The following is a 21,208-nucleotide window of genomic DNA, read 5'->3' as shown; positions in this document are numbered from 1 at the left end:
GGCGGTCAAAATCCGGTAGAATGCGCGCCTTCAAGAGCCTTTCAGAAGATCCATGAAAACAACCTTCCTGGAGTTCGAGCAGCCGATCGCAGAACTTGAGGCGAAGATCGAAGAACTTCGCTTCGTACAAGACGATTCCGCTGTCGACATTTCTGAAGAAATTTCCCGCCTGGCTTCCAAGAGCCAGCAGCTCACCAAAGATCTGTACGCCAACCTGACGCCATGGCAGGTCGCGCAGATCGCCCGGCACCCGCAGCGTCCGTACACGCTCGATTACGTCCGCGAGATCTTTACCGACTTCCACGAACTGCACGGCGACCGCACCTTCGCGGACGACCTGTCGATCGTGGGCGGTCTGGCACGCTTCAATGGCCAAGCTTGCATGGTGATCGGTCATCAGAAGGGCCGCGACACCAAGGAGCGCGCGCTGCGCAACTTCGGCATGTCCAAGCCCGAGGGCTACCGCAAGGCCAAGCGCCTGATGGAACTGGCCGATAAGTTCGGTCTGCCGATCTTCACCTTTGTGGATACACCGGGCGCGTTCCCGGGCATTGATGCGGAAGAGCGCGGTCAGTCGGAAGCCATCGGTCACAACCTGTTTGTGATGGCCGGCCTGAAGGTGCCCCTGATCGCCACCATCATCGGTGAAGGCGGTTCGGGCGGTGCACTGGCCATCGCCATGGGCGATTCTGTGATCATGCTGCAGTTCGCCACGTACGCCGTGATTTCGCCGGAAGGCTGCGCGTCGATCCTTTGGAAGACCGCAGAGAAAGCGCCGGAAGCCGCCGAGGCACTGGGCCTGACTGCGCATCGTCTGAAGGCGCTGGGCCTGATTGACAAGATCGTCAACGAGCCGCTGGGCGGCGCGCATCGCGATCCGAAGAACATGGCGACGATGCTCAAGCGCGCGCTGGCCGAGTCGCTGCGCCAGTTCCAGGGCATGAAGACATCGGAACTCCAGACGCGCCGGCACGAGCGCCTGATGGCTTATGGCAAGTTCAAGGAAACCGAAGTTCGCTGATTCGTCGGCTGATCTCGTCAACAAGGTCGCACAACGCGTTGCCGCGTGTGCGGCCTTTGTTGCTTCTGGCGGGTCCGAAACACCAATTGTGGCGATTGCCCTGTCGGGCGGCCGTGATTCCGCCGCGCTTCTGCACGCAAGTGCTGCGTGGCGTGATTCGGGTGCGCGCGTGCAGCTCGTTGCCCTGCACATCCACCATGGCTTGCAGGCCGATGCCGATGTCTGGGAATGCGCCTGCCAACGCATGGCAGAAGCAGCCGGTGTTGCGTTTTACGCGCGTCGCGTCCATGTGGCGATCGATGCGGGGCAGGGCGTAGAGGAAGCGGCGCGCGACGCCCGATACGCCGCGCTCGAAGCGCTTTGCGCCCAGACAGGCGCCTCCATTTTGCTGACGGCGCATCATCAGGATGACCAAGCTGAAACGGTGCTGCTGCAATTGATGCGCGGCGCTGGCCTCGACGGCCTCGCAGCCATGCCGATGGCTCGGGCGGGTGCTGTCACGTTGCTGCGTCCGTGGATCGATGCGCCGCGCAGCGAGATCGAGCAGTACGCACATACGCACGCGCTCAGCTGGGTCGAGGATCCGTCCAACACCGACGCACGCTACGCAAGGAACGCGTTGCGTCCGCTGCTTTCGGGCATGGCGGATCATTTCCCGGCGTATCGCGAAGCGCTGTCCCGCAGCGCTGGGCACTTGGCGGATGCCGCCGCGTTGATCGACGAGATCGCTCGGGCCGATTTGATGCAGATCGCTTCGGCGGATGGGTTGGATGTGGCTGCGCTGATTGCGCTATCCGCGCCACGTCAGCGTGCGGTGCTGCGTGCCTGGTTGGCCGATGCGGGAATGCGCGCGTTGCCCACGCGTCGCCTTGAGGATCTGCGTACGCAACTGGTTGACGCGCGAGACGACGGCGCGCTGTGCATTGAATTACCTGCGGCACAAGTCAGGCGCTACCGCGGGGTTGCTCGTGTCGACACCGGCGCCCACGAAGCATTGGAGCCGGTCGCGGTAGCCATTGGGGCGACGGCGTTTGAACCGGGGCTTCGAACTGAGCAACGCGTGGATGTAGCCGCATGGGGCGGGACGCTGCTGTTTGCGCCCGTGGCAAGTGATGGCATTGCTGCGCAAGCCTTGAAAGCGCCGCTGTCGCTTTCGCCACGCCGCGGTGGCGAACGCATCGTGCTGCGCTCCGGCGCACCGTCCCGGGCGCTCAAACAGGCCTATCAGGAGGCTGGCATTCCGGCCTGGGAACGCCAGCGGTTGCCGTTGCTCTATGCGGGAGAGAAGCTCGTGTTCGCGGCTGGGCTGGGAATGAATCGAGCCGCCACGCACAGCGGGGCTGGTTGGCAGATCACATGGGCTGCAGCCGCCGAAGGTGCGCCCTGACACACATCGTCACGGGTGAATTGCTTGCCGATCGATGCAAATTGCTGTATTTTCAAAAGCTTTTGCACCGCTTCGCCTCCTCCTGATCTTTCCAAGATGGCTCTCATCGTTCACAAGTACGGTGGCACCTCGATGGGTTCGGTTGAACGCATCAAGAATGTCGCCAAGCGCGTTGCCAAGTGGCACCGTGCAGGTCACCAGATCGTGGTCGTTCCATCGGCCATGTCTGGCGAAACCAATCGCCTGCTGGGCATGGCCAAAGAGATTTCGGCCCAGCCCGACCCGCGTGAACTCGACATGATTGCCTCGACCGGCGAGCAGGTGAGCGTGGGTCTGCTGGCCATCGCGTTGCACGCCGAAGGCATCGATGCCCGTAGCTACACCGGCTGGCAAGTGCCTGTGAAGACCGATTCGGCCTATACCAAGGCGCGTATCCAGTCGATCGACGACGAGCGCGTGCGCGCGGATCTCGATGCCGGTCGCGTGGTCGTCATCACCGGCTTCCAGGGTATCGATAGCGAAGGCCACATCACCACGCTGGGCCGTGGCGGTTCGGATACCTCGGCCGTGGCGGTTGCCGCGGCGCTCGAGGCCGACGAATGCCTGATCTACACCGACGTCGACGGCGTGTACACGACCGACCCGCGCGTGGTGGACGACGCTCGTCGGCTGGACAAGATCACCTTCGAAGAGATGCTGGAAATGGCCAGCCTTGGCTCGAAGGTGTTGCAGATTCGCTCGGTGGAGTTTGCCGGCAAGTACCGCGTGAAGACCCGCGTGCTGTCGTCGCTGACCGACCCGCTGATGCCGCTCGACGTCGAGATGAATTCGGGCACGCTGATTACTTTTGAGGAAGATTCGAACATGGAAGCCGCCGCCATTTCCGGCATCGCCTTTGCCCGCGACGAAGCCAAGATCACCGTGATCGGTGTGCCGGACAAGCCTGGCATCGCGTATCAGATCCTGGGCCCGGTCGCCGACGCCAACATCGACGTCGACATGATCATTCAGAACCAGTCGGTGGAAGGCAAGACGGACTTCACCTTCACCGTGCCGCGTGGTGAATACCAGCGCGCCCTGGCGATCCTGAACGACAGCGTGAAGGCGCATATCGGTGCGGCCAGCGTGTCGGGCGACCCGAAGGTGTCGAAGGTTTCGGTGGTGGGTGTGGGCATGCGTTCGCACGTGGGCATCGCCAGCAAGATGTTCCGCACGCTGTCGGAAGAGGGCATCAACATCCAGATGATCTCCACCTCGGAAATCAAGATCTCGGTGCTGATCGATGAGAAGTACATGGAGCTGGCCGTGCGCGCGCTCCACAAGGCATTCGAGCTGGATCAGGCCTAATCGGCTGAGCTGGTGCCGGATGGCCGGGTGGCGACCCGGGGCCATAGATTCTCACCGCGTGTCATGCAGTTGTCGTTGACCGGGTGGGGTGAAGTGGCTAGAATACGCGCTTCGTTGCACGGGCTCCTTCGTGCGACGCAAGTTTGGGAGACGTGGCCGAGAGGTCGAAGGCACTCCCCTGCTAAGGGAGCATCCGGGCCAAAACCTGGATCGAGGGTTCGAATCCCTCCGTCTCCGCCAGTTTGGCGCTTCTCGCGGGAAGCGCGCATAACAGGCGGATGCGAGTCGAGCTGACGTGACGGCTCGCATTGCACTGCACGTCAAAAAGCCCGCATGGTTTGCGCCATGCGGGCTTTTTCTTTGTCTGCTGCTCTGTTGGTCTCGCAGCCTGACATGCGCGCCCCATCCGAAGATGGCGCGCGCATCATCAATGCATCAGCCTTGGCCGACGCTCTCCGGCACGCCTGCGGTCACGTTGAAGCCGCAATCGACGTAGGTGATCTCGCCGGTCACGCCGCTGGCCAGATCCGACAGCAGGAACGCAGCCACGTTGCCGACTTCCTCGATCGTGACGTTACGGCGCAGCGGGGCCACGTCTTCCATGTACTTCAGCAGCTTGCCGAAATCCTTGATGCCGGAGGCCGCGAGCGTCTTGATCGGGCCGGCGGAGATGCCGTTGGCGCGAATGCCCTTCGGCCCGAGCGCGCCGGCCAGGTAGCGGACGCCGGCTTCCAGCGACGCCTTGGCCAGGCCCATCGTGTTGTAGTTCGGGACGATGCGCTCGGCACCCAGGTACGTCAGGGCGAGCAGCGAAGCATTGGGCGAGAGCATCGGCAGCGCGGCCTTCGCCAGCGCGGGGAAGCTATACGCCGAGATGTCGTGCGCGATGCGGAATGATTCGCGCGACAGGCCGTCCATGAAGTTGCCGGCAATCGCTTCGCGCGGTGCAAAGCCGATCGAGTGCACGAGGCCGTCGAAGTGGCCCCAGTGCTGGCCAAGGTCTTCGAACACTTTGGCGATCTGTTCATCGCTGCCGACATCGCAGTCGAACACCAGCTTGCTGTCGAACTCGGTAGCGAATTCAGTGATGCGGTCCTTGAAGCGTTCGCCGACGTAGGTGAAGGCCAGTTCCGCGCCCTCGCGCTTGCATGCGTTGGCGATGCCGTAGGCGATCGAGCGGTTGGACAGAAGGCCGGTAATCAGAATGCGCTTGCCAGCGAGGAATCCCATGGTTTCTCCGTACAAATGTGGGGCAACGTCGCGCCCGTATGTGCCTGTGGTCACTCGTCACTGCGGTTGGGCAGCGTCGGTATCCCGGGCGCGAGGCAATTAGGTGGGCGCGATCATACCGGAAAGCGCGGGGCGGCTCCGTATTTGCGCAGTGCCGCACAACCGCTGCCAGCCTTGTCAATGCGGGACGATCCCCGGGCCGGAATTGGTGGGATTGCCGTGTGGGGGCGTTAGAATCGTCGAAAACAGTTTTTCAGACAGCGATCAATCGGATCAACGCATGCAAGGACTTTGGGGGCAAGGGGCGCAATGAGCGTGCGCGTTGCGACACACAAGCGATTCATGGCGCTGTTCAGCCTGCTGGCGGCGATCTGCGCGACACCCGCCTGGGCGGCCCATGGCTACGCCGAATATGGCGACCTCAAGTATCCAGCCGGTTTCTCGAACTTCGGCTATCTGAACCCGAAGGCGCCCATCGGCGGCATGCTGCTGCTCGGCAATCCGGACCGCCGTACGAGCTTCGACAAGTTCAACCCGTTCACGATCAAGGGCACGTCGGCGCCGGGGCTCAATCAGCTTGTCTTCGAAAGCCTGCTCATTACGAGTTGGGATGAGACCGCCAGCGGCTATGGGCTGCTCGCGGACGACGTGACGGTCGCCCCCGACGAGCTTTCGGTCACGTTCCACATCAATCCGCGCGCGCGATTCTCCAATGGGGATCGCGTGCGCGCGTCGGACGTCAAATACTCCTACGACATGCTGATGGGCAAGGGGGCGAGCCCCGCCTACCGCAGCATGACAGCGGATGTGTCCAAGGTGACGGTGGTGGACGCGAGCACCATCCGCTTCGAGTTCAAGCGCAAGAACAAGGAGCTGCCGCTCATCGTCGGCGGGTTGCCGGTGTTCTCTCCAAAGTGGGGCAAGGGCAGCGGCAAGCCCGACGACCCGGATGGTGGCAAGGATGTCGCGTTCGACAAGCTGACCTTCCAGGACCCGATTGCCAGCGGCCCGTATATGATCGAGCGCTTCGATCCGTCGCGCGGCATTACCTTCCGGCGCAATCCCGACTATTGGGGCCGTGACCTGAACGTGCGCCGTGGCTCGTTCAATTTCGAACGCATCCAGTACAAGCTCTACAAGGACGAGACTGCCCGCCTCGAAGCCTTCAAGGCCGGCGAGTACGACGCCATGGTCGAATACCGCGCCAAGAACTGGGCCAAGAGTTACGTCGGCGTGAAGTTCCGCAGCGGCGAGCTGATCAAGAGCGAATTCCCGCATCGCAACGGCGCGGGCATGCAGGGCTTTGTAATGAACCTGCGGCGACCGTTGTTCCAGGATCTTCGGGTGCGCAAGGCGCTGGCGCTGGCGCTCGATTTCGAATGGCTCAATCGCCAGCTTTTCTATGGCGCCTATCGCCGGCTCGACAGCTATTTCGCCAATAGCGAGCTCGCCGCGTCGGATTCGCTCACGGGCATGCCCAGCAAGGGCGAATTGGCGTTGCTGGAGCCGCTGCGCAGCAAGCTCGATCCGGAGGTGTTTGGCGTGCTGCCCGCGCCGCCCTCGACTGATCCCCCCAGCTCACTGCGTGACAACCTGCGGCAGGCGCGCCGCCTGCTGGCCCAGGCCGGTTGGACGTACGCAGACGGGGCGCTGCGCAATAGCAAGGGCGAGCCGTTTGTCTTCGAGATGCTCGACGATGGGGGCGCCATGAGCCGTGTCATGGCGGCGTATGCGCGCAACCTGGAGAAGCTCGGCATCCAGGTCAACCAGCGCATGACCGATTTCGCGCTCTATCAGAAGCGGTTGGAAGAGTTCGATTTCGACATGATCTCGCTGCGCTTTCCTGATTCACAAAGCCCGGGCAACGAGTTGAAGGACCGCTTCGGCTCCGCTGCGGCTGATGAAGCTGGCTCGGACAACGTGATCGGCCTGAAATCGCCGGCCGTGGACGCGCTGATCGACGACGTGCTACGCGCCGACAATCGCGACGAACTGGTCACGGCTTCACGCGCGTTCGACCGCGTGCTGATGCAAGGCTGCTATGTAATTCCGCACTGGTATTCGGCTTCGCATCGCGTGGCCTACAACAAGAACCTGATGTACCCGGACCGTCTGCCGTATTACTACTCGGCAGAGGCCTGGGTGCTGACGGCCTGGTGGCGGACGCCGGAATCCGCCCAATCGGCTGCCAAATGACCGCATCGGTGACACCATGTTCGCGTACCTGATCAAACGGTTGCTGCTTCTGATCCCGACGCTGATCGGCGTGATCACGCTCACGTTTGTCGTGATCCAGTTCGTGCCCGGTGGCCCGGTCGAACAGATGATGATGGAGATGAAGGGGCGGGGCGCCGGCGCTGGCGGCGAGGCCAGCGGTGGCGGCGCGTTCGACTATCGCGGCCGTCGCGGCGTCGATTCCGAGAAGATCAAGGAAATCCGCGCGCTCTACGGCTTCGATAAGAGCCCCGTCGAGCGCTACTTCCTGATGCTCGGCCGTTTTGCACGCTTCGATCTGGGTGAGAGCTACTTCCAGCATCGCAGCGTGTGGGATCTCATCAAGTCGAAATTGCCGGTGTCGATTTCGATCGGGTTGTGGACATTCTTTCTCACGTACCTGATAGCGGTGCCGCTCGGCATTGCGAAGGCGGTGCGGGCGGGCAGCCGGTTTGATCTGGTGACCAGCATCATCGTGCTGGTCGGCTACGCCATCCCCGGGTTCGTGCTTGGGGTGTTGCTGCTGGTGCTGTTTGGCGGCGGCACCTTCTTCCAGTGGTTCCCGATCCGCGGCATCACATCCGACAACTGGGATCAGCTCAGCCTGCTCGGCAAGATCACGGATTACCTTTGGCACATCACGCTGCCCGTCATGGCGTCGGTGGTGGGCAGCTTTGCCGTCATCACCATGCTGACGAAGAACGCATTCCTGGAGGAGATCCGCAAGCAGTACGTGCTGACGGCGCGCAGCAAGGGTCTGTCGGAGCGGCGCGTATTGTGGAAGCACATCTTCCGCAACGCGCTACTGCCTTTGGTGACAGGCTTCCCGTCGGCTTTCATCGGTGCATTCTTCACGGGATCGCTGCTGATAGAGCAACTGTTCTCGCTCGATGGCATGGGCTTGCTGTCGTATGAGGCGGTGATGCGACGCGATTATCCGGTCGTGCTCGGCACGCTGTATCTGTTCACGCTGATTGGGCTGGCTGCGCGGTTGATTTCCGACGTGTGCTACGTGCTGGTCGATCCGCGTATCCATTTCGGCTCGGTCGGACGATAGGCGGGCCGACAACCATGACCCAGTATTCACGCACTTCCACGCATCCAACCAATACGGCAGCGCCGCATCCGGTGAGACATTCGCCGTCCCCGCTCAAGCGTGCGTGGCGCCGTTTCAAGCAGCATCGGCTGGGCTATTGGAGTCTGCTCATCTTCGTGGTGCTGTTCGTGCTCAGTCTGGGCGCCGAATGCATTTCCAATGACCGCCCGCTAGTGGTCAAGTACCACGGTCACTGGTATTTCCCGATCGTGAAGGCATACCCCGAGACGACCTTCGGCGGCGATTTTCCGACCCCGACGGATTACCTCGATCCGTTCATCCGGGACAAGTTCAAGGAGCCGGGAAGCTTTGCGATTTACCCGCCCAATCCGTATTCGTACGAGACGCTGAACTACTTTTCGAAAGAGCCCAACCCCGCGCCGCCCTCGGCCGAAAACTGGCTCGGCACCGATGACCGTGGCCGCGATGTGTTTGCGCGGCTGCTGTATGGCTTCCGTGTCTCGGTGCTGTTTGGGCTGGCGCTCACGGTGCTGGGCGTGCTGGTTGGCACGTTGACTGGCGCGCTGATGGGCTTCTTCGGCGGGCGCTTCGACATGGTGTCGCAACGGCTGATAGAAATCTGGAGTTCGATGCCAGAGCTGTACCTGCTGATCATCTTCGCGTCGATCTTCACCCCCAGCCTCGGGCTGCTGATCATCCTGCTATCGCTGTTCGGCTGGATGAGTCTGTCGGATTACGTGCGTGCCGAGTTCTACCGCAACCGCTCGCTTGACTATGTAAAGGCCGCGCGAGCGATGGGCCTGTCCAGTTGGCAGATCATGTGGCGCCACATCATGCCCAATAGCCTGACGCCCGTGATCACCTTCCTGCCGTTCCGCATGAGTGCAGCCATTCTTGCGCTCACCAGCCTGGATTTCCTAGGCCTCGGCGTGCCGCCATCCACACCGAGCCTTGGTGAACTTCTCGCACAGGGCAAGGCCAACCTCGATGCATGGTGGATCTCTCTGTCGACTTTCGTGGTGCTCGTGCTGACCCTCGTGTTGCTGACCTTTATGGGCGACGCGCTGCGCGATGCCTTTGACACGCGCCTGTCGTTCGCCCAACTGCGCACGCGCCAGAAACCGGCGGGGGTGAAATGACCCGCGTTGATCTGCGTTCCTCCGCGCCCAAGTACGACGGCCCGCTGCTGCGCCTGGATGATCTGTGCGTGCATTTCGAATCCGAACACGGCGAGGTGACGGAAGCCGTCAAGCACGTCTCGCTCGACTTGCACGCGGGCGAGCGCTTCGCCTTGGTGGGCGAATCCGGCTCGGGCAAGTCAGTGACCGCGCTATCGATCATGCGATTGCTGGCCGACGCGCAATACAGCGGCCGCATCCTGCTCGAAGGCCGCGATTTGTTGGCCGCGAGCGAGCGCGAGATGCGCGGCCTGCGTGGCGCCGATGTCGCCATGGTGTTCCAGGAACCGATGACGGCGCTCAATCCGCTGTACACGATCGGCAACCAGATCGTCGAAACGCTGGAGCTGCACGAAGGCCTGGACAAGCGCGCTGCCAAGGCCCGTGCGATTGCGCTGCTGGAGCGCACCGGCATCTCCGAGGCGTCGCGCCGGTTTGACGCCTTCCCGCACCAGCTATCGGGTGGCCAGCGCCAGCGCGCAATGATCGCTATGGCCCTGGCTTGCTCGCCGAAGTTGCTGCTGGCCGACGAGCCGACCACCGCGCTGGACGTGACGGTTCGCATGCAGATCCTGCAATTGCTGCGCGAGCTACAGGCCGAGTTCGGCATGGCCATCATGCTGATCACGCACGACCTGAACATGGTGCGCGCCTTTGCCGAGCGCGTGGGCGTGATGGAGCGGGGCGTCCTGGTCGAAACCGGCAACACGGCCGACGTATTTGCCGCGCCTCAGCATCCGTACACCGTGCGCTTGCTTGAGAGCCGCCCGCAGCGCGACGTGCTGCCACTGGTGCCGCTTGCACCCGTGCTGCTCGAAGCCGACAAGCTGACGGTCACCTACGAACGCCATCGCCCCGGGTTTGCCGGCTGGTTCAGAGCCGACCCGTTTACCGCGGTCGATTCCGTGTCGCTGCAACTGCGTGAAGGCGAGACGCTCGGCATCGTGGGTGAATCGGGTTCTGGCAAGACCACGCTCGCCCAGACGCTGCTCGGGCTGCAGGCGGCAAAGAGCGGCGACTTGCGCTTCCTCGGCAACTCGCTGCTACGCATTTCGCGCGACGAGCGCCGCGCTGTGCGTGCGCGCATGCAAGTGGTGTTTCAGGACCCGTACGGCTCGCTGTCGCCGCGTATGACGATCGAGGAGATCGTCGGCGAAGGGCTCGCGCTGCATCAACCGCACGTCAACGCGACAGAGCGCCGTCACCGCGTGATCGAAGCCCTGCGCGAAGTCGGTCTGGACCGTACGGCGCTGGGCCGCTATCCACATGAATTCTCGGGCGGGCAGCGTCAGCGTGTTGCCATCGCGCGCGTGCTGATCCTCAAGCCGCAGTTGCTGGTGCTTGATGAGCCGACTTCCGCACTTGATGTGTCGATTCAGCAGCAGGTGCTTTCGCTGCTGTCAGCCCTTCAGAAAAAGTACAACCTGTCGTATCTATTCATCAGCCACGACCTTGCCGTCATCCGCGCGATGTCACATCGCGTGGTAGTGATGAAGGATGGAAAAGTGGTGGAAGAGGGTGACACTGAAGCGGTGTTGGCGTCCCCCTCGCACCCCTACACCTGCAAGCTGATGGCGGCTGCCTCACTCATCCCTGCGCGGGATAACCCGTAAAACCCACCGCTTGTGCCCCGAATCAGTGCGGTTTTGATGCGCTGTTTTTGTAAGAATGCGCATCTAAAGTCATGTCTAAGTGCCTGATTTGCATGTGAATTCCGAAGAATTTGTAACGACCTTTGACAAGTCAAAGTGTCACTTTTATCATCCTGCGAGATTGTTTTAACAAGATTCGGACTGTTCTCATTTGCGGCGGCTTATGTGTGCCGCATCATCACGAGTTTCCGAGGGAGAACCAATGCAGCATTTCGTACTTCATTCCATGGCGCGCCTGGCGGTAGGGGTTGTGATCGGCTGCGGCGTGATCGTGTCGAATGCAGTGCATGCTGATACGGTCTTCAAGGACACGGAAGTCCGCGCCGACGTCAAGCCCGAAGCCAAACCGGGCCTCATCTCCAACGTGATGAGCAAGACCGGCGACGTGGTCATGAACGCACTGGGCATGATCGGCCTGCGCTACCGTTTCGGTGGCAACACGCCGGAATCGGGCCTCGACTGCAGCGGCTTCGTCCGCTATGTCTTCAACGACACCTTCGGCTTCCTGCTGCCGCGCCGCGCTGTAGAAATGAGCCGTGTCGGCACCAGCGTAGAAACAGCTGAACTGCGTCCCGGCGATTTGGTGTTCTTCAACACCATGCGCCACACCTTCTCGCACGTCGGTATCTATATCGGCGATAACAAATTTGTGCATGCGCCGTCCACGGGCAGCAAGATCCGCGTGGATGACATGACCGCCTCGTACTGGGTGACGCGCTACAACGGCGCCCGCCGCATCGAAGGCAACTCCGGTGCCGCCATCAAGGACGGCGCCGACAACTTTGTCGAGCAACTCAAGCGCGTCGACCCGAACGCCGCCGGCAAGCCCCTGGCCATGTACGGCGGTTGATTCGCTGTCACACAATAGAAAAAAGACCGCTGCGGCGGTCTTTTTTGTTGCCTCCCAAAGGGGGTATTTAGTGCGGCGGCAGCGGGGTGCCGACGATGGTCTGCGTCAGATGCAGCTTCTCCCGCAGCAGCGGCATGGCGGCCTGAGCGGCCTGCTCGCCCGCCAGAATCGCCTCGTTGCGCGCGGTGAAGTCGCTGCCCTTAACGAACGGTAGCGACGGTGTGATCACCACGTCCGCCTGGGCCAGCTCGGTCTTGTTGATGCTCTGACCCATGATGGCCGTGGTCTGCAGCAGCATGCTCGCCTGCCCCGACACCGCCTGGTTGGACGGGTCTGCCGAGATATTCACTGCAATCACGAACGTTGCGCCCATCTGCTTGACGTATGTCACGGGCACGGGCGCCACCAGCCCCCCGTCCACGTACTGGCGGCCGCTGATCGCTACCGGCTGGAACACGCCTGGGATGCTGCACGACGCACGCACAGCCTGACCGGTATTGCCGCGCCGGAACAGGATCGGCTTGCCGCTCGCCAGGTCCGTCGCGACGATGCCCAGTGGAATGTGCATCTGCTCGATGGACTTCTGCTTGACCAGCCGGTTGATGTACTTCTCCAGCGCCTCGCCCTTGAGCCAGCCGCCGAAGCGCGTGCCGAAAGGCAGCGCCCAGTCGGCGATCATGGCCTCGTCCATCTTGAGCGCCATGCGGTTCATTTCCAGCCCCGACATACCCGATGCGTAGATCGCTGCCACCACGCTACCGGCGCTGGTGCCGGTGATGAAGTCGATCTGGATGCCTTGGGCTTCCAGCATCTTGATGACGCCGATGTGCGCAAAACCGCGCGCGGCACCACCGCCCAATGCCAACCCGATCCGCACGGGCTGTGTGGCGGGCTGGGCCGTGGGCGGCAGCACCGCTGTGGCGGGGGCGAGGGGCGTTTCGGTTTTGCCGGACGAGAAACCCGTCACGGTGCAGGCGGAGAGGACGGAGGCGCCGGCGGCGCCCAGGAAGAGGCGGCGTTGCATGAGGAGGTTGGGGCGGTTTGATATGCCGCGCAGTGATGTCCAGTCGTAACCGAGCGCACTGCGGCCGGCCGCCATTGTGCCAAAGTTCAGCGACAGGTCGGCCGGATATGCGTGGCACGGTTGCTATAATTTCGGTTTTGATAGAGGCCGCTCAGGATCCGCGCTCGCGGTCCGACTACGCGGCCTTATTCGTTCAGCCATTCCTATGACACAGCGCGTCCGCACTCGTTTCGCTCCCAGCCCCACCGGCTTCATCCACCTCGGCAACATCCGCTCGGCACTCTATCCGTGGGCCTTCGCACGCAAGATGAAGGGAGACTTCATCCTGCGCATCGAAGACACCGATGTGGAGCGTTCCAGCCAGGAAGCTGTCGACGTGATCCTCGAGGCGATGGACTGGCTGGACATGGACATCGATGAAGGCCCGTTCTACCAGATGCAGCGCATGGACCGTTACCGCGCCGTGGTCGCGCAGATGGTTCAGCAGGAACTGGCTTACCCGTGCTACATGAGCACTGAAGAACTCGACGCCCTGCGCGAAGCGCAACGCGAGCGCGGCGAAAAGCCCCGTTACGACGGGACCTGGCGCCCGGCGCCAGGCAAGGTTTTGCCGACGCCGCCGGTGGGCGTGCAGCCGGTGATTCGCTTCAAGAACCCCATCGGGGGCAGTGTCGTGTGGGACGACGCAGTGAAGGGCCGCATCGAGATCTCCAACGACGAACTCGATGACCTCGTGATCGCGCGCCCTGACGGTACGCCCACGTACAACTTCTGTGTGGTCGTGGATGACATGGACATGCAGATCACCCATGTGATTCGCGGCGACGACCACGTCAACAACACGCCCCGCCAGATCAACATCCTGCGCGCGCTGGGCGGTACGCCGCCGGTCTACGCTCACCTGCCGACCGTGCTCAACGAGCAGGGCGAGAAGATGAGCAAGCGCCACGGTGCCATGGCTGTTACGGGCTATCGTGATGCTGGCTATCTGCCCGAAGCCATCGTCAATTACCTCGCCCGCCTGGGCTGGGCGCACGGCGATGCCGAAATCTTCTCGCGCGAGCAGTTCATCGAGTGGTTCGACCTCGAGCACCTGGGCAAGTCGCCCGCGCAATACAACCCTGAGAAGCTCGCCTGGCTGAACAACCACTACATCAAGCAGGCCGACAACGCGCGCTTGGCTGGTCTGGTGAAGCCGTTCATCGAGGAGTTGGGTGGCAAGGTGGATGGCGGCCCCGTGCTGGCGGATGTGATCGCACTGGTGAAGGATCGCGCCAACACGCTGCGCGAAGTCGCCCAGACGGCGCTGCTGTTCTATCGCACGGATCTCGCTGTCGAGCCGGAGCTGGCCGCGCAGCACCTCACCGACGATGTGCGTCCGGGCATTGCCGCGCTGGCTGAGAAGCTCAGCGCGCTGCCTGAGTGGACGCGCGAGGCCATTGGAGCTGTCTTCAAGGAAGTGCTCGCAGCAAATGGCTGGAAGATGCCGAAGCTGGCGATGCCGGTGCGCTTGCTGGTGGCAGGGCAACTGCAAACACCGTCGATTGATGCAGTGCTGGAATTGTTCGGCCGCGACGTTGTTCTGCATCGTCTTGCGGCGTGATGTGTGCGGCGCAAAAATTTTTGCGAAAGGGTATTGCCAAGCGCTAAACACTTCCCCTATACTCTTGTTTTCGCTGCAACACGAAGCGAAATGCAGTAAGAAGCAAGCAGTAAAAGGCAGTACCTTGGGGCTATAGCTCAGCTGGGAGAGCGCTTGCATGGCATGCAAGAGGTCAGCGGTTCGATCCCGCTTAGCTCCACCAAAATGCCGGAAGATTCGATTCAAAAAATAATTTGAAAAGAGGCTTCCAAAACGCAAAAAAGTTCGTTATAGTAGCGGACTTCGCAGCGTAAGACAGAAAGCGTTGCAAAACAGTTTCTGTCCCCTTCGTCTAGAGGCCTAGGACATCACCCTTTCACGGTGAGTACAGGGGTTCGAATCCCCTAGGGGACGCCAAAACAAGAGCTTAACCAGAAGCTCATTAGCAGAATCAGTCTCTAGCTGATTTTGCAACCGACACGGAGCGGTAGTTCAGTCGGTTAGAATACCGGCCTGTCACGCCGGGGGTCGCGGGTTCGAGTCCCGTCCGCTCCGCCAAATCAAAACCCGCTGCTTGCAGCGGGTTTTTTCTTTTGCGCTTTCAATTCAATCCACGCAAATCAAGATTGGCACTGCTTTAAAGTGAGTGGAATGCCTGGCTTTAATCGGCAGCGCGGCTTACGCGATTGAAATAGCTGACCAGCAGCGCACCTGCCACCATCAAACTCAGCCCATTGGCGGCCCAGAAACCGGCTGCGCCGCGCAGTGCCGCAGCAATGTCCCCCAGCAGCCCAAAGCCGAGCACATAACCGCCGCCAAGCCCCACGCCCCACAGCGATAGCGCATAGATCACGGTCGGGATGAGCGCGATCTTGTATGCGCGCAGGATGAACGCTGTCATGACCTGCAGGGCATCAAACATCTGGTAAAAGGCGATGAAAGGCAACAGCGGCACCGCGATTGCCAGGACAGCGTCATCGTGCGTGTAGAGGCTGACCAGCTCGCGCCGCAAGAACAACACGGCCGCGCCAACGATAACCGCGCACATCACCGCCAACTTGATGCCATTCAGCGAGATGCGTCGCGCTGCTACGCGATCGCGGGCGCCGATCGATTGCGCTGCCAACGTGGACGTTGCGATTGATAGCGAGAGCGGCACCATATACGCAACCGCTCCAAGGTTGGCAGCAATCTGATGCCCGGCCAGGACCACCGTGCCAAGGCGCGCGATGAAGATCGCCATCAGCGTGAACGACGTGATCTCGATCAGGTAGGTGAAGCCCATCGGCACCCCCAGACGTACCAGCGCCCACAGCCGCGCACGGTTGGGTGGAGAGTAGTGCGTGAAAATCGCGAACGGCTTGTAAGCCGGATTGCGCATCAAAATGGTGGCCGCTGCGACGAACCATAGCCAACTGATGATCATCGAGGCGAGTGCGCAGCCGGGGCCGCCCATCGCGGGGACGCCCATGCCGCCGTACAGAAACAATGCGTTGAGCGGAAACTTGATGGCGAGCCCGGCGAGCTGCAGTACTGTCACCATCACGGGGCGCGACAGCGCGTTGTTCAACGCAGAGTAGATCCGGAAGCCGAGCGCTGCAGGCAACGCGAGTGCTTCATACCGCAAATAGGCAGTGGCTTTCTCGGCGAGTTCTGGCGTGGCGTCTGCCAGGTGCAGCAGTGGGGCAGGGAACCACAGGATCAGCATGCCGATCGCCGCGAGCACCAGTCCGAGCCAGACGGCCTGGCGAACTTCTTCGCCGATCTTGCCGTACCTTTGCGCGCCGTAGAGTTGTCCGGCGATGGGTGAGAGCGCTTGCAGCACGCCCATCAAGCTGATGTACACCGTCACGTAGATCGAGCCGCCGAGCCCGATCGCAGCGAGGTCCGCTGCAGAGGCGCGGCCAGCCATTGCCGTATCGAGAACGCCGAAGGCGATAACAGCCAACTGGCCGATCAGTACTGGCCAGGCCAGTTCGGTAATGCGGCGGACGTCGGCGACAAACATGTAGGCTACGGATGCGTTACTGACGCAGCTTGCGTCGGCGTGTGGTTGCCTGTGTGGGCGGCGGATGTGTGGCGGCCGCTGCCTCCGTCAAGCGGTACATGCGGAAGTGCTCGTCACGGTCGGCGGGGCGGCGGCCTTCCCAGATCAGGCGCCACTCGTAATTCGACACGCTTGTCGGCGCGCCGTAGTCGTACGGGTCATGACGCAGCAGGATGTCGCAGTTGTCTTCAGCACTGCCAAAACGGATGTGGCCGAAGTACGCGAATGAGGCAAGCTGCGCATCGCCCATGCGGATCGGCTGCACGCACGTGTAGGTGCGCGGCAGCGCCAGGGCGGCGGACTGCGCAACGTCGCGATATGTCTTGGCATAGTTGATGGTGGGCAGCCACAGCGTCATCATCAACACCCACATGAGCGTGGTGCCGGCGGCCGAGATCACCACCGCGCGCCAGATGGCCTTGGGCGCCCGCGATGTGCGCCAGACGACGATCAGCACCCACGCCGCGGTCACCAGCAGCGCGCAGACCAATGCGGTCCAGCTGAACTCGGGCCGGTAGCCCGGCACGATGCGGTACACGTTGCGTGCAAGCTGGGGCGGAAAGCCCGTCATCTTGGCGATCCACAGCAGCCATAGCGTGCCGCCCAGGATGGTGAAGGCCAGCAGCGCAAACCAATCGATTGCGCTGATGGCGCCCCGCTTGAGCGTCGGTAGTGCGAACGTGGCCATCACGGCCATCGGGGGAATCAGTAGCAGGAAGCCGTCGTCGCCCGGGTGAGGCTGCATGAGCAGCAGCGCAAACTGCGGCAGGAGGACGGCCAACGGCAACGTGATATGCGGAGCGGTGCGCATGCCGCCCCAGCTCTTCCACGCCCATGCGGCCAGCGGCCAGACGGGCCACGCGAACAGCGGCAGGTTGCGCGCGACAAAGCCGAGCGAATGCGCCGTCGGGCCAGCGTATTGGTGGCGATCGAAGCGTGCCCATTCGCGGACGTAGGTCACGGCGTCAGTTGGATTGTTTGCCAGCAAGTAGGCCGCCGCCGGCCATGAGCACCCGAGTACGAGGGACACGGGCAGCGCCACTGTCAGCAGCGGACGCAGCGGCAGCACGCGCGTGCCATGCGCGGCGATCAATACGGCCACAGTAATTACCAATGGCAGGATTGGGCCGCCGGCCAGCGACAGGCAACCGATGCCGACGCCATAGATAAGGCTGCCGTGTACCGGCTTGTCCAACGCCCGGATCAAGCCATACACCGCGACCGCCACGAAGCACAGCGCCCCGACCAACGGTGTTGTTTCGTGACCGCGTTGCGCCAGGCCTACGCAGGCTAGGAAGATCAGCAGTGCGCCATCGGCCAGCGTACGGCCGTAGTCGCGCGTGTTGGGTTGGCCACCGAAGACGAATTCAAACGGTTGAACTTCCGCGCGGCGGCCCAGCAGATAGGCGCCATACCAGATGCACGCGCTGGTGACGAAGAAGAAGAGGGCGGTGGCCAGGCGCGATGCATCCGCTGGGCCCAGCCATTGTCCGAAGAGGCGAATGAACGCGCCGCCGATCCAGAACACCAGCGGCCCCGATTGCACGACGGGACGCCCGACGATGTTCGGCATCAGCCAGTCTTGCGCGTTGCCGGTGGCCAGCGTCCACATCGCGCCGAAGCCGGCGGCGTCCTCGTTCTTCCACGGGTCGCGCGAGAACAGGCCCGACAGGCCGTAGATCACGCAGATGGCGAGCAGCAGCCAACGCGGCAACTCGCGGGTGGCGGCAGCAGTCAGGCGGATGCGCGAGACGCGGGTGGTGTTCATCGAGTGTCAGACCGGGCGAGCCCGGTCGGGGTTGCACAGCGACGTGCGGATCGTAAAGAGGGGCCGAACCAACGGCCGACCATGTGCCGAGAAACAAAAAAGGCAGCCGGAGCTGCCTTTTTTTGACCAGTGAGACGGGCCATCTGGTGAGCCGTCTCCGGCGCCGGTATTACTTGGCAGCCTTGCCGATCTTGCTGCCGAACTTGTTGCGGAACTTTTCGACGCGGCCGGCCGTGTCCAGAACCTTTTGCTGGCCCGTGTAGAACGGGTGCGATTCGGACGAGACTTCGATCTTGGCCAGCGGATATTCCTTGCCGTCCAGCGTGATCATTTCCTTGGTCTGGATGGTCGAGCGGGTGATGAACTTGAAGTCGCTGGACATGTCTTGGAACACGACTTCGCGGTAATTCGGGTGAATGCCTTCTTTCATGATGAGCCCTGGGGTAGAGGTAGCCAATTCGCGGCGCGCTTCAGGTGCTCACATGGTAGGAGCCACCGTGCGACCAGCCCTCGAATCACTTGCCGGGTGGAGAAACGAAGATTATGCCAGAGAAACAAAGGCTTGGGCAACGCGCTTGCCACAAAAACCGTCGTGCCGTCGCGCCGAAAAGTGACCCAAGAAGCCTATTTTGATCAGGGTTTGGCTAGGCGCTCGATCGTGAGCACGCCGTGACCATCCAGATCTATGGTCTTGGTGTCGCCGACGCGCAACGAGGTGTCGAGGTTGCGCGCCCAGGTGTCGACCCGGGCAGGGGCCTCCGCGTCCGGCGAGGGCTGAAACCGATGCAGCGTTACCCCGATGGACAGCGTCTGGAACTCGCCGGACACGACCATCGACCGCAAGGTGACGTCCACGCCGGTCTTGGCCCAGCGGTGGCGCATGAATTGGCAGGTGGTGGTGTCGCAGCCTAGCGGGATCGTGTCGTCGGGGAGGCCGGCGGCGAAGCGCGCCTCCCATTCTTTGCGCGGCATCGAGCCGCCCACGTCGTACGTGTGCGTATGTTCGAGCAGTGCCACGTGCTGGCCCGTGGCGGATGTGTCGGGTGAGAGCGTGACGCGTTTGGTTTCGGATTGCCCATCGAATTGCGCGGTGACGCTGAGGACCACGGGCACGGTTGGTTGCGCCCACGCTGCGCCGGCAGCGAGACAGCAACCGAGCAGTGTTGTGCGAAGTGCTTGGCGAATCGTCATGGCAGGAATCCCTCCTGGCGTTGCTCAGCGTCCAGCACGCGCCGTGCCGGATCTTGCAGGTAGAAGGCGCGCAGGAGCGCGTACAGCGATTGGAGCGTCTCCAGCAAGGCTACCGGTTCGACGAAGAACACTTCCGACGCTACCGCAAAGAACTCGGCCGGATGCTGCGCGCCATACGGGTCGAGCAACGAAAGGATCGGATCGTCCCCCCACCGGCGCTCCGGAATCTGCTCGCAACGATCGGCGAAGGCGTCGTATTCCGCATAGAAGTCATCAGCCCATTGCTGGCGATCAACATTGGCATGCAGGCGCGATGAAAACGCCGGAATACCATCCGACTCGCCGTTGAGCATATCGAGCTTGTGCGCGAACTCGTGTACGACCACGTTATATGGCTGCGCGCCTGGCTCGGCCAGCGCATTCCCGAGTTCGATGTCCTGCCACGAGAGGATGACGGGGCCGTGCTCCCATGCCTCGCCGGCAGCTTCTTCACGCACGTTGTGCACAACGCCGTCTTCATCCATGACTTCCTTGCGGATGACGAACTCGCCCGGGTAGATGACCACGCCGTGCCATCCGCCGTACCACGACATGCCCAGCTCCAGGATCGGCACACTGGCTTGCACGGCAATGCTGATCACCATGTCGTCGGTGAGCAGCAAATCGTGCGCGGTGGTGAATTCCTTTTCGGCAATGAAGAGCGTGGCCGTTTCACGCAGACGTGCCAGGTCCGAGTCGGACCAGTCGAGCAGAAAGGGCAGGCCATCGAGCGCGCGCGACCACAGCGCGTCAGAGATGGCGTAGCGGGTCAGACGCCGCGTGCGTGCGCGGCCGGAGAACCACCGGAGGACGGACGAAAGCATGCGTCCAGTATATCGGCCGTCGCCAGCAACTTTGCGACGCTCGCGTGCGCCCTTGTCGGAGGATCAGGCGACCGAGAGGAGTCGTGCGCCGCGCTGATTGGCGACGTACACCGCCTCGGTGCGGCTGCGGACTTTCAGGCGCCGATACAGCGTGCTGATATGCGCCTTGGCCGTTGCCTCGGAGATGTTCAGCATGCGGCTGATGGTCTTGACTGGATGCCCGCGCGAGAGCAGGACCAGAATTTCGTACTGGCGCGGCGTAATGCCGAGCAGCTTCGGATCGGTCTGCGGGTCGCCTGCGAGCGCCGGGTTGGGCGCGCCATCCAGGCGTGATTCCGGCAGCAACGCGCTGGCCGGAATGTATTGACCGCCCACCAGCACCAGCTCCAGCGAAGCCGCAATGACTTCGCCCGGCGAGTGCTTGAGCGTGTAGCCTGACAAGCCCATCTGCATGAGCGTGCGGATGATGTCGGGCGATTCGGATTCGGCCAGCACGACCACGTGGCGCGCGTGCGGCCGGTGCATGATCTCGCCGATGGCCGACAGCTCGTCCAGATGTGGCAGCGGCAGGCCGATGACAAGAAGGCCCGCGTCGGCATTGGTTTCGATGGCGTCGAACATCCCTTCGTCTGGTTCGACGACTGTGACGCCAGTGACGCCCTTGAGCGCCCGTAGCAGGTGCGCAATGCCTGTGCGCACCAACGGATGGGCTTCGATCAAAACAGTGTTCATCGTTGTTCTCGACCTGTTACCGATCTTGCGAACATCCTTGTCGCCCAGGCGAGATACAGGCCGGA

At 62.3% G+C, this 21,208-nt stretch carries 17 protein-coding genes and 4 tRNA genes; 13 read left to right on the top strand and 8 right to left on the bottom strand.

From position 1 onward, the window contains the following. Positions 1 to 52: 52 nt before the first annotated feature. The 4 genes from NG898_RS13775 (at position 53) to NG898_RS13760 (ending at position 3,995) form a co-directional block, all read left to right on the top strand. The gene (locus NG898_RS13775) at positions 53 to 1,021 is read left to right on the top strand and encodes an acetyl-CoA carboxylase carboxyltransferase subunit alpha (RefSeq protein WP_092971498.1); all 969 of its coding nucleotides are present in this window, start codon (positions 53 to 55) and stop codon (positions 1,019 to 1,021) included. Continuing rightward, a complete protein-coding gene (tilS, locus tag NG898_RS13770) occupies positions 990 to 2,408 on the top strand; it encodes a tRNA lysidine(34) synthetase TilS (protein ID WP_252692772.1) in 1,419 nt (472 codons plus the stop codon). The genes NG898_RS13775 and tilS overlap by 32 nt, the downstream gene beginning before the upstream one ends. A 96-nt stretch (positions 2,409 to 2,504) precedes the next feature. Continuing rightward, on the top strand, positions 2,505 to 3,755 hold the full coding sequence (locus NG898_RS13765; RefSeq protein ID WP_045204290.1) for an aspartate kinase: 1,251 nt from the start codon (positions 2,505 to 2,507) through the stop codon (positions 3,753 to 3,755). A 146-nt stretch (positions 3,756 to 3,901) separates the two neighbouring features. Continuing rightward, a tRNA-Ser gene (locus NG898_RS13760) sits at positions 3,902 to 3,995 on the top strand. Positions 3,996 to 4,190: 195 nt separating this feature from the next. Here the strand turns inward: NG898_RS13760 and fabI are convergent. Continuing rightward, entirely contained in the window at positions 4,191 to 4,985 is a 795-nt protein-coding gene (fabI, locus tag NG898_RS13755) for an enoyl-ACP reductase FabI (protein ID WP_092971495.1), read from the bottom strand. A 309-nt stretch (positions 4,986 to 5,294) separates the two neighbouring features. Between fabI and NG898_RS13750 the strand changes: the two genes are divergently transcribed. The 5 genes from NG898_RS13750 (at position 5,295) to NG898_RS13730 (ending at position 11,936) form a co-directional block, all read left to right on the top strand. Further along, positions 5,295 to 7,181: an extracellular solute-binding protein gene (locus NG898_RS13750; RefSeq protein ID WP_252692771.1), complete on the top strand. Its 1,887-nt coding sequence runs from the start codon at positions 5,295 to 5,297 to the stop codon at positions 7,179 to 7,181. A 16-nt stretch (positions 7,182 to 7,197) separates the two neighbouring features. Further along, on the top strand, positions 7,198 to 8,256 hold the full coding sequence (locus NG898_RS13745; protein WP_252692769.1) for a microcin C ABC transporter permease YejB: 1,059 nt from the start codon (positions 7,198 to 7,200) through the stop codon (positions 8,254 to 8,256). Between the two features lie 14 nt (positions 8,257 to 8,270). Next, positions 8,271 to 9,395 carry an ABC transporter permease gene (locus NG898_RS13740; RefSeq protein ID WP_092971492.1) on the top strand — a complete coding sequence of 375 codons (1,125 nt, stop codon included), beginning with the start codon at positions 8,271 to 8,273 and terminating at the stop codon, positions 9,393 to 9,395. Continuing rightward, a complete protein-coding gene (locus NG898_RS13735; RefSeq protein ID WP_252692767.1) occupies positions 9,392 to 11,047 on the top strand; it encodes an ABC transporter ATP-binding protein in 1,656 nt (551 codons plus the stop codon). The genes NG898_RS13740 and NG898_RS13735 overlap by 4 nt, the downstream gene beginning before the upstream one ends. Positions 11,048 to 11,288: 241 nt before the next feature. Next, the gene (locus NG898_RS13730) at positions 11,289 to 11,936 is read left to right on the top strand and encodes a C40 family peptidase (protein ID WP_252692766.1); all 648 of its coding nucleotides are present in this window, start codon (positions 11,289 to 11,291) and stop codon (positions 11,934 to 11,936) included. A 67-nt stretch (positions 11,937 to 12,003) separates the two neighbouring features. On the opposite strand, the gene NG898_RS13725 is transcribed toward NG898_RS13730, so the two are convergent. After that, entirely contained in the window at positions 12,004 to 12,960 is a 957-nt protein-coding gene (locus NG898_RS13725; RefSeq protein ID WP_252692764.1) for a patatin-like phospholipase family protein, read from the bottom strand. Positions 12,961 to 13,165: 205 nt separating this feature from the next. Here NG898_RS13725 and gltX point away from each other — a divergent pair, with 205 nt between their 5' ends. The 4 genes from gltX to NG898_RS13705 all read left to right on the top strand — a co-directional run bounded on the left by gltX (position 13,166) and on the right by NG898_RS13705 (position 15,100). Beyond that, positions 13,166 to 14,563 carry a glutamate--tRNA ligase gene (gene gltX / locus NG898_RS13720; RefSeq protein WP_252692762.1) on the top strand — a complete coding sequence of 466 codons (1,398 nt, stop codon included), beginning with the start codon at positions 13,166 to 13,168 and terminating at the stop codon, positions 14,561 to 14,563. Between the two features lie 126 nt (positions 14,564 to 14,689). Next, positions 14,690 to 14,765, top strand: a tRNA-Ala gene (locus NG898_RS13715). Positions 14,766 to 14,883: 118 nt separating this feature from the next. Then, positions 14,884 to 14,959 (top strand) — tRNA-Glu (locus tag NG898_RS13710). A 64-nt stretch (positions 14,960 to 15,023) separates the two neighbouring features. Beyond that, a tRNA-Asp gene (locus tag NG898_RS13705) sits at positions 15,024 to 15,100 on the top strand. A 103-nt stretch (positions 15,101 to 15,203) separates the two neighbouring features. On the opposite strand, the gene NG898_RS13700 is transcribed toward NG898_RS13705, so the two are convergent. The 6 genes from NG898_RS13700 to NG898_RS13675 all read right to left on the bottom strand — a co-directional run bounded on the left by NG898_RS13700 (position 15,204) and on the right by NG898_RS13675 (position 21,143). Then, the gene (locus NG898_RS13700; RefSeq protein ID WP_252692761.1) at positions 15,204 to 16,550 is read right to left on the bottom strand and encodes an MATE family efflux transporter; all 1,347 of its coding nucleotides are present in this window, start codon (positions 16,548 to 16,550) and stop codon (positions 15,204 to 15,206) included. Positions 16,551 to 16,566: 16 nt separating this feature from the next. Next, positions 16,567 to 18,357 carry an ArnT family glycosyltransferase gene (locus tag NG898_RS13695; RefSeq protein WP_252692760.1) on the bottom strand — a complete coding sequence of 597 codons (1,791 nt, stop codon included), beginning with the start codon at positions 18,355 to 18,357 and terminating at the stop codon, positions 16,567 to 16,569. 169 nt (positions 18,358 to 18,526) lie between these two features. Beyond that, the gene (locus NG898_RS13690; RefSeq protein ID WP_004626237.1) at positions 18,527 to 18,787 is read right to left on the bottom strand and encodes a type B 50S ribosomal protein L31; all 261 of its coding nucleotides are present in this window, start codon (positions 18,785 to 18,787) and stop codon (positions 18,527 to 18,529) included. Between the two features lie 203 nt (positions 18,788 to 18,990). Further along, positions 18,991 to 19,548: a hypothetical protein gene (locus tag NG898_RS13685; protein ID WP_252692758.1), complete on the bottom strand. Its 558-nt coding sequence runs from the start codon at positions 19,546 to 19,548 to the stop codon at positions 18,991 to 18,993. Further along, positions 19,545 to 20,411, bottom strand: coding sequence for a M90 family metallopeptidase (locus NG898_RS13680; protein ID WP_252692757.1), 867 nt, complete (start codon positions 20,409 to 20,411; stop codon positions 19,545 to 19,547). The genes NG898_RS13685 and NG898_RS13680 overlap by 4 nt, the downstream gene beginning before the upstream one ends. A 63-nt stretch (positions 20,412 to 20,474) precedes the next feature. Continuing rightward, the gene (locus NG898_RS13675; RefSeq protein ID WP_092971484.1) at positions 20,475 to 21,143 is read right to left on the bottom strand and encodes a LuxR C-terminal-related transcriptional regulator; all 669 of its coding nucleotides are present in this window, start codon (positions 21,141 to 21,143) and stop codon (positions 20,475 to 20,477) included. Between the last annotated feature and the right edge of the window lie 65 nt (positions 21,144 to 21,208).

The sequence above is a fragment of the Ralstonia mojiangensis genome, from assembly GCF_023955645.1.
Taxonomy (GTDB): Bacteria; Pseudomonadota; Gammaproteobacteria; order Burkholderiales; family Burkholderiaceae; genus Ralstonia; species Ralstonia mojiangensis.
Note: the sequence above shows the minus strand (reverse complement) of the source record. Positions and strands in the feature narration are given on the sequence as shown.